The sequence below is a fragment of the Anaeromyxobacter oryzisoli genome (assembly GCF_022690765.1).
In the GTDB taxonomy this organism is placed as follows: Bacteria; Myxococcota; Myxococcia; order Myxococcales; family Anaeromyxobacteraceae; genus Anaeromyxobacter; species Anaeromyxobacter oryzisoli.
In genome coordinates this window covers 16,168-28,628 of record NZ_JALCZA010000058.1, presented here as the reverse complement: position 1 = coordinate 28,628, position 12,461 = coordinate 16,168, and the positions used below count along the sequence as shown (strand labels likewise).

Below are 12,461 nucleotides of genomic sequence, written 5' to 3'. Positions count from 1 at the left end.
CTCCACCTCCTTCTTGAGCCAGCCCCACGCTCGCCGTGCAGGCGCGCTCGTACCCGCGGCCCCGGGCGCGAAACGCCTCGCGGAGCGGATGCGGGCCGGGACGATGTGATGAATGGTCAGGGCTGCGCCCCCGCCCCGTCCAGCAAAGCTGGCCGGGGCCCCACCCCTCTGGCTACGCGGGGCCCACGCGCGCTGGCGCGCGCTGTCCCGCGGGGAGGGGCGCCGCCCCTCCCCACCTGCGGTGGGGCCCCTCCCCGCTGGCCCGCTCTCGAATGACCGGCCGTTTAGTCGGTGACCCTCCCCAGGGGAGGGGACGCTCGGCCGGCCGCTTTCGGTGCTATCGTCGGGGGCCGTGAGCGAGACCAGCCGCCGCTACGAGCGCATCGAGATCGAGCTGCCCTGCCGCCTCTACATCCCCGGCGACGACGGGCTGCAGTTCGAGGCCTTCTGCACCTCGCGAGACCTCGGCCTGGGCGGCGTCTTCGTCGCGTCCAGCTTCCTGCTCCGCGAGGGGCTCGAGCTCTTCGTCGAGCTCGCCTTGCCGGACGGGCCGCTGCCCATCCGCTCGCGGATCGCCCACGCGGTCCCGATCGACGACCCCGGGTTCACCACCGGGATGGGGATCGAGTTCCTCGACGTCGACGCGCACGGGCGCGAGACGCTGCTGCGCTACTTCACGCCGCTGCGCTACCACGCGTTCCACGAGGCGTTCATCGCGGAGTTCCCGCACCTCGAGAAGCGGGTGCCGCTCGCGGACGTGTCGCTCGTCCTGAACCTCTGGGAGGAGTGGAAGATCCGCAACGACGGCGGGCCGCTCTCGACCGCGTCCGGCGCGCCCCCCGCCCCGGCGCTGGGGAAGCCGCGCGTCGCCGGGCACGGGCACGGGCACGGGCACCCGGGTCGGTGACGGTCGTCGCCGCGCGCCGGGGCGCCGCTCACCCGGTCGCCTGGAGCGGCTTCACCGCCTCGCGTCCCTCCACCAGCGCGCGCAGCGCCGCGAGGTAGTGCTGCGCGAGGACCTCGCGGCTCGCGTGCTCCTCGACCCAGGCGCGCCCGCGGCGGCCCATCTTCGCGAGCCCGACCGGATCCGCGGCGAGCCGGCGGATGGCGTCGGCGAGCGAGGCGCCGTCCTCGGGCTCGGCGAAGACCCCGGCGCGCGCCTCCTCGCAGACGAGCTTGCGGGCGATGCCGTCGATGGCGAGCAGCGTCGGTCGCGCGCACGCCATGTACTCGAAGACCTTGCCCGGGTAGACGGTCCGGAACGTCGGGTTGTCCTGCAGCACGGCCGCTCCGACGTCGCAGGCGTTCACCACGTCCCGCATCCGGGACTCGGGCTGCGGGCCGCAGAACACGATGTTCCGCAGGCCGCGCTCCCTCGCCGCCCGCTCGTGGCGGGCGCGCTCCGGGCCGTCGCCCACCGTCGCGATGAGGATCTCCGGCAGATCCTTCAGCCGCTCCGCTGCGTCGACGAGCTGGCCGAGCGCGTTCGCGCGGTCGTGGGCCCCCGCGTACATCACGACGAACCGGTCGCCCCAGCCCAGCTCCCGGCGGATCGCGTTGTCTCGCGGTCCTGGCCGGAAGACGTCGAGGTCGGCGCCGTGCGGCACGCAGACGATCTTCTCCGCGGGCGCGACCTCGCGCCGGAGGAGGTCGTCACGGAAGGCGGGCGTGAGGACGTTCACGAGGTCCGCCGCGCGGTACGCCCAGGCCTCCAACGCGTAGAGGAGGCGCGTGAGGAGCGAGCGCCCGGAGAGGACGCCGGTGGTGATCGCGCTCTCCGGGTGGAGGTCGCGGACCTCGAAGACGAGGCGCGCCCGCATCCGCCGCGCCGCGAGCCAGCCCGGCAGCGCGACCACCAGCGGGGGCGAGGAGGCGATCACCACGTCCGCGCGCGGAACGCGGAGGGCGGCCGTGAGCGCGGAGAGGACGAAGCCGAGCAAGGCCCACGCGCGCCCGAGCAGGCCGCGGCCCGAGCCCAGCGGGACGTGGCACCGCCACACCGCGACGCGTCCGTCCTGCTCGCGGGTCACCCACCGCCACGCGTACCGCCGAGGCGCGCGGCCCGCGCAGTCCACCGCCTTGGTGATGACCGTGACGTCGTGGCCGGCGTCGGTCCAGGCGCGCGCGAACCCGTTGAACCAGGAGAAGCCGGGGGCCCCCGGCTGCGGGTAGTGCGGGCAGACGAGGAGGATCTTCAATTCGACACCTCTCGAGCGGGAAATCGAGACGACGGTATGGACGCCGCGCCGGCGCGCCAGCGCGTCAACCGGGGCGAGGCAGGAGGACGTCCCCGATCCGCGCAGGCGAGCCGAGGGTGCCCATGAGGTCGTCTCGGCGGCGGGGCGCCCGGGCGCGCCCCCCCCCGCGCGCGCAACGCCGGGGGGGGCCCCCCGCACCGCGCCGGCGAGCGGCGGGCGCCGTGGTGGGGGGCGGGGGGGGGGCGCGCGCGGGCGCGCCCCCCGACGCTCGCTCAACGCGGGCGGGGACCGCCGTCGGGAGCCCGCGCCGACCACCACGCCTGGAGGACGCCCGCGATCCGCTCGCTCGCCCGCCCGTCCCAGAGCGCCGGCGTGCGCCCCGCCTTTCCCGCGCCCGCGAGCGCCCGGAGCGCCTCCGCGGCGACGCGGGCCGGGTCGGTGCCGACGACGGTGTTCGTCCCCTCGGTCACGGTGATGGGGCGCTCGGTGCTCTCCCGCAGCGTCAGGCAGGGGATGCCGAGCGCGGTGGACTCCTCCTGGAGCCCGCCGGAGTCGGTGAGCACGAGCCGGGCCTGGGAGGTGAGGCCGAGGAACTCGAGGTAGCCGAGCGGCTCGCAGAGGCGCAGCCCCGGGAGCGCGCCGATCCGGGCGAGGAGGCCGGCCTCCTCGAGCCGCGCGCGGGTTCGCGGGTGGACGGGGAACACCACCGGGACGCGCGCCTGGATCGGCTCGAGCGCGTCGAGGAGGCCCCGGAGGATCGCGGGGTCGTCCACGTTGGACGGTCGGTGCAGCGTGAGCACCGCGTACCCGTTCGGCTCGACCCCGAGCCGGGCGGGCGCGCCGCACGCGCGGGCCCGGGGGAGGTGGGCGAGGAGGGTGTCGATCATCACGTTCCCGACCCGGAAGACGCGGGCGGGATCGGTCCCCTCGCGCCGGAGGTTCTCGTCCGCGTCCGGGGAGGGGGTGAACAGGAGCTCGCAGAGCCGATCCGTGACGATCCGGTTCACCTCCTCCGGCATCCGGAGGTCGAACGAGCGGAGCCCCGCCTCCACGTGCGCGCAAGGGATCCAGAGCTTCGCGCAGTCGATGGCGCAGGCGAGCGTCGAGTTCACGTCGCCCGCCACCACCACCAGGTCGGGCGCCTCCGCGAGGCAGACCTTCTCGAACCCGATCATCACCCGCGCGGTCTGCTCGGCGTGCGAGCCGGAGCCCACCCCGAGGTGGACGTCGGGCACCGGCATCCCGAGGTCCGAGAAGAAGACGTCCGACATCGAGACGTCGTAGTGCTGGCCGGTGTGGACGAGGCGCTGCGCGGCGAACCCCGCCGCCGCGACGGCGCGCATCACCGGCGCGATCTTCATGAAGTTCGGCCGGGCGCCTACGACGTGGACGAGGCGGAGCGGGCGCACGTCGGCGGCACCTCTCGAGGGGGGCGGTGCCAGGCAGGATCGGCGGCGTGCCTCGCCCCCGGCGACGCCGAATCTAGTGACCGCCTCCGGGAGCGACGAGGACCCCCTCGCGGCCCGGGTGCACCCCCGGGCGACGACGCGGACCGCCGCCGCGACGGAGGCGCTCGGTCCGGGGCGAGCGGAACGCGCGACCCATCGTGAAGGCACGGCGGGGCCTGCCCGCGAGCGGCGCGCACGTCCGCATGAAAGTGTGGTGGTGTGCGCGAAACCAGGGGGGACGATCGTGCATCCTTCGCAGCGCCGGTCGGCGGGGGCGCGCGCCAGGCGACGCCAGCTCGCCCGGATCCTCGCGATCCTCGTGTTCGACTGCGGCGCGTCGGCGGCCTCGCTCGTCGCGGCCGAGTGGCTCCGCTTCGAGGGGCCGCCCCCCGCGCGGTTCGCGTCGGCGCTCCCCGTCCTCGTCCCGCTCGTCGCCGGGTGCCGGCTCGTCGCGAACCTGGCGGCCCGCCTCCACCGCTGGTCGTTCCGCCTGGCCGGCCTCCCCGAGGCGGTGCGGGTGCTCGCGGCGACGCTCGCGGGGACCACGCTGTTCGCGGCGGTCGCGGCGTGGGTCGCCCCGGGGGCGTTGCCGCGGAGCGTGTTCGTGATCGACCTGCTCCTCGCCACCGCGGCGCTCGGGGGCGGCCGGTTCGCGCCGCGCGCCTTCTTCCGCTGGCAGGCCGGCCGCCTCCGCCGGCGCGCCGGCGCGGCGCGGACGATCATCGTGGGCAGCGGCGTGGCGGCGGAGCTGCTGGCGCGCGACCTCCAGCGGAGCACCGGCGCGCCCTACGACCTCGTGGGCTTCGTCGAGGACGAGGGGGCGCTCCGCGGCGGCCGGCTCGACGGGAAGCCGATCCTCGGGCACGTGCGCGACCTCCCCGAGGTCGTGCGGCGGCACGGGGCCTCGGTGGTGCTCCTCGCCGAGACCCACCACGACCCGGGGCGCATCCGCGAGATCCTCGACCTGTGCCAGCGCTGCCGGGTCCGCTTCAAGATCATCCCCGCCGCGCTCGCGGAGGCGGACGAGCGGCGCGCGGCGGCGATGCTCGACGACGTCTCGGCCGAGGACCTGCTCCAGCGACCTCCGGTGGACTTCGACGACGCGGACCTCCGCGCCCTCGTCCGCGGGCGGCGCGCCCTGGTCACCGGCGCGGGCGGCTCCATCGGCGGCGAGCTGTGCCGCCAGCTCGCCCATCACGGCGTGTCCCAGCTCGTGATGGTGGACATGAACGAGAACGAGCTCTACCTGCGGGCCCGGTGGCTCGCGGACGAGCACCCCGGCCTCGACGTCCGCGCCGAGGTGGCCGACGTCCGGGAGGGCGCGCCCCTCCTCCGCCTCGGCGCGCGGTACCGGCCGCAGGACGTGTTCCACGCCGCCGCGCACAAGCACGTCCCGCTCATGGAGGTCGCGCCCGGCGAGGCGGTGAAGAACAACGTCTTCGGCACCCGGAACGTCGCGCGCATGGCGCAGGCCTGCGGCGCCGAGCGGTTCGTGCTCATCTCGACGGACAAGGCGGTGAAGCCCTCCTCGGTGATGGGGGCGACGAAGCGCGTCGCGGAGCTGCTCGTGCGGGACCTCGGCCGCGCCTCGCCGGGGACGCGCATGACGGCGGTGCGCTTCGGGAACGTCCTCGGCTCGGCGGGGAGCGTGGTGCCCATCTTCAGGAGGCAGATCGCCCGGGGCGGCCCGGTGACGGTGACGCACCAGGAGTGCACGCGGTTCTTCATGACCGTGCCCGAGGCGGTGAACCTGGTCCTGGCGGCGGGCCTGGGGGGCTACGGCGAGCTGTGCGTGCTCGACATGGGCGATCCGGTCCGCATCGCCGATCTCGCGCGCCACATGATCACGCTCGCCGGGCGCGTCCCGGGCGAGGACGTGCCGATCGTGTACACGGGGCTGCGCCCGGGCGAGAAGCTCTTCGAGGAGGTGCTGACGGAGGAGGAGGAGCGCACGCACGCCGTGCGCAAGCGGATCAGGGTGGCGGCGAGCCCGCCGCCGCGCCCGGATCTGGCCGAACGCCTCGACGCGCTCGAGCGGGCCGCCCACGCGGGGAATCGCGCCGAGATCCTGGAGGCCCTGCGCGACCTCGTCCCCACGTACCGCGCGCCGAACACGGCCGCGGAGGCGCCGCGCCCCTTCGAGACCCCCGCCGAGGCGCCGCTCCCGTTCGGCGCGCCCGGGCCGACGCCCGACGGGCGCCCCGCGGCGCGGAACGGCGTGGCCCGCGGAGCGCCGACGTCCGCCGTCCCCCCCCGCGCCCTCGCCTCGTCGAGCTCCGACTGATCCCGTTCGGATCCGAGCACGCGATCGGGGGCCCCGCGTTCCGGGGGGCGCGCCGGCCGCCCGCGGCACGAGGCGCCGCCCCGCCGTGCGCGCGCCGCCCGCCGCGGCTATGGTCCCCGCGGGGAGGATGAGGCTCCCCGGGGAAGCGCCGCGGAGCGATCGTGACGAATCCGCTCAAGATCCGTCCTGGGCGGTATAGGGTCCTGCCGCGATGAAGCGCGCCCGCCTCGCGTTCCTGTGGCACATGCACCAGCCCCCGTACCGCGACGCGGAGACGGGCGAGTTCCTCATGCCGTGGGTCCGCCTCCACGCGACGCGCGCCTACCACGACATGGCGTGGATCCTCGAGCGCCACCCGGGCGTGCGCTGCACGGTGAACTTCACGCCGGTGCTCCTCGAGCAGCTCGAGGACTACGTCGCGGGCCGCGCGCACGACCGCTTCCTCGACCTCACCGCCCGGCCCGCGGCGGAGCTCGCGCCGGACGAGCGCCAGGCGATCCTCCGCTCGTTCTTCATGGTGGACTGGGACACCAACATCAAGCCGCTCCCGCGCTACTGGGACCTGCTCCACAAGCGCGGCCGCGATCTCCGGCACGTGGACGTGGCGCGCCAGGCGGCGCTCTTCACCGACCAGGAGCTCACGGATCTCCAGGTCCTGTTCAACCTCGCGTGGATGGGGTTCGGGGCGGAGGCCGACGAGCCGGCGGTGCGCGCCCTCCGCGAGAAGGGGCGCGACTTCACGCGCGGCGACGTGGACGCCCTGCTCGCCGTGCAGCGGCGGCTCCTCGCGGACGTCGTCCCCCGCTGGCGGCGGCTCGCCGAGCGCGGGCAGGTCGAGCTCTCCGCGACGCCCTACTACCACCCGATCCTGCCGCTCGTCTGCGACACCGACGCGGCGCGGCGGGCGCTCCCGGGGGTCCCGCTCCCGCCGCGCTTCGCGCACCCCGAGGACGCGCGCTGGCACGTCCGCGAGGCCATGGCCTCTCACGGGCGGCGGTTCGGGGCGCCGCCGGCGGGGATGTGGCCGGCGGAGGGCTCGGTCTCGCCGGAGGCGCTCGAGATCCTCGCGAGCGAGGGCGTCCGCTGGGCGGCGAGCGACGAGGGCGTGCTCCTCCGCTCGCTGCCGGCGAACGCCCCGCGGCTGCGCTCGCTCTACCGACCGTGGAAGGTCTCGGCGGGCGGCGACCGGGAGCTCCGGATGCTCTTCCGGGACCGCTCCCTCTCCGACGTGATCGGCTTCACCTACGCGAGGACGCCTGCGCACCAGGCGGTCGCCGATCTCCTGTCGCACGTCCGCGCGGTCGGCGACGCCTGGGCGCGCGACGGCCAGGCCGGGCCGGCCACGGTGGGCGTCTTCCTCGACGGCGAGAACGCCTGGGAGCACTACCCGAACAGCGGGCGGGCGTTCCTCGACGGCCTGTACGCCGCCCTCGAGGCGAGCGACGCGATCGAGACCGTCACGATGTCCGAGGCGACCCGGGACGCGGACGGACCGGCGATCCCGCGCATCCACTCCGGGTCGTGGATCGAGGCGTCCTACCGGATCTGGATCGGCCACGCCGAGGACCGGCAGGCGTGGACCGCCGTCGGGCGCGCGCGCGAGGCGCTCGCCCGGGCCGAGGCGGCCGGCGCGGTCCCGCCCGAGCGGCTCGCGCAGGCGCGGCGACACCTGTACGCGGCCGAGGCGTCGGACTGGTACTGGTGGTACGGCGAGGACTTCACCACCGAGCTCGCCGCCGAGTTCGACGGCCTGTTCCGCGGCCACGTCATCCGGGCGGCGCTCCTCTGCGGCGCGAACCCGCCCCCGGAGGCGCTCGCCCCCATCAAGCGCGCCGGCGTGGCGGCGCCCACCGGCGTGGAGGCGAAGCCGCTGCGCGAGCCGACCCTGCTCGTCACGCCCACGCTCGACGGCCGCGAGACGACCTACTTCGAGTGGGAGGGGAGCGGGCTGTACCGCCCCGGCCAGCACCGCGGCTCGATGTACGGCGGCGCCCAGGCGTTCCACGTGCTCCGCTACGGCTTCGACCTGAAGGGCCTCTACCTGCGGCTCGATCCCGCCGAGTCGCCGGCGCGCGCCGCCGAGGTGGCGTCGCAGGTGCGGGTGGTGCTGCTCGCCTCCGACCGGCAGACCTGGGTGGACTTCCCCCTCGCGCCGGACGGCCAGCTCCGGCCCGGGCGCCGCCGGGGCGACGAGCTCGGGAAGATCGCCTTCGCGCGGATCGCGGAGCTCGCGCTCCCCTTCGACGGCCTCGACCTCCGCCCCGGAGACCGGGTCGCGCTCTGTGTCCACACGCTCCGCGGCGAGGTGGACGTCGAGCGGCTGCCGCGGTACGGCTTCATCGCGTTCACCGTGCCGGACGCGGACTTCGAGCGGGTGCACTGGCGGGTGTGACTGTCCGTCGCGGCCGGGCGCCACGGCGCGGTGAGCCGACGCCCGTCCCCGCGATCGCCCGCATCGCGCCGATACGGGTACGCACTCGTTCGCGGCGGCCCGTCAGACCGACGGCGGTCGCCGCGGTGGCGTGGCATCCTCTCCCACGGCTGAGCGCCTGCCGGGAGGCACCCTTGACGATCACGACTCTGGGACGCGAGGACGCCGACGCATGGTCGGACACCGTCGCGAAGGTCTGCGATGGCGACGTCTTCTTCGCCCCAGAGTACGTGGCGGCCAACGAGTGCGTCCTCGGTGGGACCGCGGAATGCTTCGTCTACGAGGAACGCGGCGCCACCGTCGTCTACCCCTACATCAAGCGCCCGATCGACGGCTCGGGATACTTCGACATCAGCTCGCCTTACGGCTACGGCGGGCACATGAAGTCGCCCCGCGACGCGCCGGTCCCCGGATTCGCCGCCGCCTTTCACGAGCACTGTCGAGACGCGGGGATCGTCAGCGAGTTCGTCCGGTACAACCCTCTGTACGGCAATCATCGCGACATCGAGCCGCCGCCGGTCGCGGTCTCGCTCCACCAGAGCGTCGTCTGCGCCGAACTGCGAGCCGATGGGCCGGAGCTCCGAGCGCCCTTCCGGAAGGAGGTGGCGAAGAAGCTCAGGAAGGCGCGCGACGCCGGGCTCGAGGTGATCGACGACGCGGAAGGGCGCTTCTTCGAGGCCTTCACGGACCAGTATCGCGCGACGATGAGGCTCCGCGGGGCGGCGCCGTTCTACTTCTTCCCCGACGCGTTCTACGCTTCCATCGAGGGCGCGCTGGGACGCTGGGCGCGCCTCCTCGTGGCGGTGTCGGGAGAGCGCATCGCCGGAACCCTGCTGATCCTCCATGGGCCTCGGTTCGCCTACAACTATCTCTCGTCCTCGGACCCCGACTTCCGCGCGCTGGGGACGAACGACCTCCTGCAGGTCGCCGCGCTGCAGTGGGCGCTGAACGCCGGGAAGGAGCGGTATCTCCTGGGCGGAGGCCTGCGCGGAGAGGACTCCCTGTTCCAGTACAAGGCCCGCTTCGCCGACGGCCGCGCCCAGTTCCACCTGGGCAGACGCGTGCACCTGCCCGACGTCTACGAGCGCCTGTGCGACGAGGGCATGCAGCGGGAGCGCAGCGCGCCCGACGAGTACCGCTCTCGTTCCTGGTTCCCCCTGTATCGCAGCCAGCGGGAGGCGACGTCGCCATGACCCGCGCGCCCGTGCAGCTGCAGCTCGTGGCCAAGCGGGGACTCGACGTCTCGCTCTCGGCGATCTTGCTGGTGACCCTCGCCCCCCTCCTGATCGCGATCGCCGCGGCGGTGCGAGCGACCTCGCCGGGCAGCATCCTCTTCCAGCAGGTTCGCGTCGGCCAGGGTGGCCGACCCTTCACGATCTACAAGTTCCGGACGATGTTCACGGGCTCTGCGCAAACTCGCCTTCGCCGGGACGATCCGCGCGTCACCGCCGTGGGGAGGTGGTTGCGCAAGACGAGCCTCGACGAGCTGCCGCAGCTGTTCAACGTGCTCAAGGGCGAGATGAGCTTCGTGGGCCCGCGGCCCGACTTGCCACACCACGTCGAGAAGTACACGGCGGAGCAAAGGCAGAGATTGCACATGAAGCCGGGACTCACCGGCTCGGCTCAGGTGAATGGTCGAAACCATCTCTCCTGGGACGAACGGATCCGGCTGGACCTGGACTATGTCCGCGACTGGTCCTTGCGGAACGATCTCGCCATTGCCTTCCGGACGGTCGGCGTCGTCTTGACCGGACACGGGGCCGAACACCCCGAGCAACGGAGCGGTCCCCGAGGAGGGAACGAGACATGACAGACCAGTTGACGGCGCTCGTGACCGGGGTCGGAGGGCCGCTCGGGGTCAGCATCTTCAAGGGGCTCCGCTGCTCTGCGCTGCACCCGCGAATCGTCGGGACCGATGCCGACCCGCTGTCCGTCGGGCTGTTCCGTGCGGATGCGGGCTACGTCCTGCCCAGGGTCGACCGCGGACCGGAGTACGTGCACGGCCTCGAAGAGGTGTGCCTGCGAGAGGGTGTCCGACTCGTCTGTTTCGGCTCCGAGCCCGAGATGGAGTACATGGCCCAGCACGCGAGCGAGTTCGAGCGTGAGACCGGCGCCAGGCTGGTCGTCAACGAGCCACGCTTCCTCTCGCCACTCACGGACAAGCTGAACATGGTCCGCATGCTCCGCGAGAAGGATCTGCCGGTCCCCGACACGATCCCCGCCGACGACGCGGAGTCCGTTCGTGCGTTCCTGGCGCGCCACACGTTCCCTGTCGTTCTCAAGCCACGGCATGGCTCGGGCTCGAAGAACCTGTTCGTCCTGCGGGGACCGGAGGAGTTGACGTTCTTCTCGAGATACGTCCGCGAACCCGTGCTCCAGGAGTACCTGTTTCCGGACCACGAGGAATACACGGTAGGTGTCTACAAGAGCCCTCGAACGGGCTACGTCGGCCAGATCGCCCTGAGGCGGCAGCTCGGTGCTGGTGGGACCTACAAAGCCGAGGTGGTGTTCGATCGGGAGATCGAATCCATCTGCAGGAGGCTCGTCCAATCATTCGACATCTGGGGTCCGGTCAACGTCCAGCTGCGGAAGACCGCTGCGGGCGTGCGAATCTTCGAGCTGAACGTGCGCTTCTCGGGGTCGGCGGTGATGCGGGCGCAGTTCGGGTTCAACGAGGCGGACCTGTGCATCCGCGATCTCGTTCTCGAGGAGGCGATCCCGCCGCCGGAGATCCGGGCCGGAATCGCCCTGCGCTACTGGGACGAAGTGTATCTGGACCGCGACGAGTACGCCCTCCTCCGGCAGGAGTCGCGGACCATGGGGCCAGGGCCACACGGCACGAAGCACGACAGCTTCTGACGAGGGGCGACGCGTGCGCACCGTGTCCGAACGGTGGGAGCAAGGTTCCGACTACCACTGGATGGGCCTTCCCTCGCCGGCTTGCGCGAAGGCGCGCCCATGGGCGCCGGGGCTCCTCGTGTCCTCGGGACGTGACGCGCTTCGTCTGCTGCTCGCGCACGGGGTCCGCGAGCAGGGCTGGCGGCGCCTGTGGGTGCCCGACTACTCCTGCCAGGACGTCCTGGCGGCGCTCCTCCAGACCGGGGTGCGGCTCCATTCCTATCCGGATCACCCCTTGCGGCGCGCCCCCGATCTGCCACAGGCACGGAGGGGCGATGCCATCTTGACCATCAACTACTTCGGGCTCCGCGGACCCCTGGCCGTGCCGCGCCGAGATGGAGTGTTCGTCATCGAGGATCATTCCCATGACCCCGACTCCGCGTGGGCGCACGAGAGCGCCGCCGACTATTGCGTCGTGTCGCTCCGCAAGGCCTTCCCTCTCCCGGACGGCGGCGCGCTCTGGTCGCCGCGCGGACACCCGTTGCCGCCAGCTCCCATCCTGACGGCTCAGCGCAGGAAGGCGGCGGCCCTGAGGCTCTCCGCGATGGCCTTGAAGGCGATGTACCTCGAAGGAGTTCCAATCGAGAAGGACGCCTACCTTGCCCTCGCGGCCAAGGCCGAGCGCGCTCTGGCCGTGCCCGGAGTCTCCGCCATGAGCGACGTGGCTCGCGCGCTGCTGGCCTCCTGTCCGGTCGAACCCTGGCGCCGCGCGCGGGAGGCAAACCATGCCGAGCTGTGCCGCCGCCTCTCGAGCCTCCGCTGGTCGAGGGTGCTCCTCCCGGCCGCGCGCGGCGGCGTGCCATTCTGCTGCGCGGTCCTCGTCGATACCGCCGAGCGGCGCGAGCGGCTGCGGCGTAACCTCATCGCGAGTCGGGTCTACCCTGCCGTGCTCTGGCCGCTCGAGGAGACCGTGCTCCGCATACGCGACGACGCACGGAGGGTGAGCCGGCGGATGCTCGCCATGCACTGTGACGGACGGTACGGGCCCGAGGACATGAGGCGCGTGGCGGACCTCTTCGCGTTGGCTGGAGGGGAGCGTGCGACGAGCGCGGAAGGCAGCGCGCGACGTTCCGGGCCGAAGGCGGCGCGTCACTCCCTGCGCGCAGGCTGAGAATGGAGCGGCCCTCGATGAGAGCCGGTGTGATCGCCGCGAGCCCGGATCGGACCGGATCGGTCGGGAAGCTCCCCGGGGCGGGAGGGGC

Annotated in this window: 9 protein-coding genes; 7 read left to right on the top strand and 2 right to left on the bottom strand. The window is 73.4% G+C overall.

The features are described from left to right. Positions 1-352 precede the first annotated feature (352 nt). Positions 353-907 (top strand): PilZ domain-containing protein, encoded by a 555-nt coding sequence (locus MNZ27_RS16785; RefSeq protein ID WP_242395248.1) that lies wholly within the window; start codon positions 353-355, stop codon positions 905-907. Positions 908-935: 28 nt separating this feature from the next. Here the strand turns inward: MNZ27_RS16785 and MNZ27_RS16780 are convergent, their stop codons facing one another. After that, positions 936-2,198, bottom strand: a complete 1,263-nt coding sequence (locus MNZ27_RS16780) for a glycosyltransferase family 4 protein (protein WP_242395247.1) — start codon at positions 2,196-2,198, stop codon at positions 936-938. A 272-nt stretch (positions 2,199-2,470) separates the two neighbouring features. Continuing rightward, entirely contained in the window at positions 2,471-3,607 is a 1,137-nt protein-coding gene (wecB, locus tag MNZ27_RS16775) for a non-hydrolyzing UDP-N-acetylglucosamine 2-epimerase (protein ID WP_308197982.1), read from the bottom strand. 283 nt (positions 3,608-3,890) lie between these two features. On the opposite strand from wecB, the gene MNZ27_RS16770 reads away from it, so the two are divergent. The 6 genes from MNZ27_RS16770 to MNZ27_RS16745 all read left to right on the top strand — a co-directional run bounded on the left by MNZ27_RS16770 (position 3,891) and on the right by MNZ27_RS16745 (position 12,370). After that, positions 3,891-5,930, top strand: coding sequence for a nucleoside-diphosphate sugar epimerase/dehydratase (locus MNZ27_RS16770; RefSeq protein WP_242395246.1), 2,040 nt, complete (start codon positions 3,891-3,893; stop codon positions 5,928-5,930). Between the two features lie 211 nt (positions 5,931-6,141). Beyond that, entirely contained in the window at positions 6,142-8,322 is a 2,181-nt protein-coding gene (locus tag MNZ27_RS16765) for a glycoside hydrolase family 57 protein (RefSeq protein ID WP_242395245.1), read from the top strand. 173 nt (positions 8,323-8,495) lie between these two features. Then, positions 8,496-9,554 (top strand): GNAT family N-acetyltransferase, encoded by a 1,059-nt coding sequence (locus tag MNZ27_RS16760; protein ID WP_242395244.1) that lies wholly within the window; start codon positions 8,496-8,498, stop codon positions 9,552-9,554. Beyond that, positions 9,551-10,171, top strand: a complete 621-nt coding sequence (locus MNZ27_RS16755; RefSeq protein ID WP_242395243.1) for a sugar transferase — start codon at positions 9,551-9,553, stop codon at positions 10,169-10,171. Before MNZ27_RS16760 ends, MNZ27_RS16755 begins: the two co-directional genes overlap by 4 nt. Further along, the gene (locus tag MNZ27_RS16750; RefSeq protein ID WP_242395242.1) at positions 10,168-11,220 is read left to right on the top strand and encodes an ATP-grasp domain-containing protein; all 1,053 of its coding nucleotides are present in this window, start codon (positions 10,168-10,170) and stop codon (positions 11,218-11,220) included. The genes MNZ27_RS16755 and MNZ27_RS16750 overlap by 4 nt, the downstream gene beginning before the upstream one ends. A 13-nt stretch (positions 11,221-11,233) precedes the next feature. Beyond that, complete coding sequence (locus MNZ27_RS16745) at positions 11,234-12,370, top strand: hypothetical protein (protein WP_242395241.1); 1,137 nt, start codon at positions 11,234-11,236, stop codon at positions 12,368-12,370. Positions 12,371-12,461 lie beyond the last annotated feature (91 nt).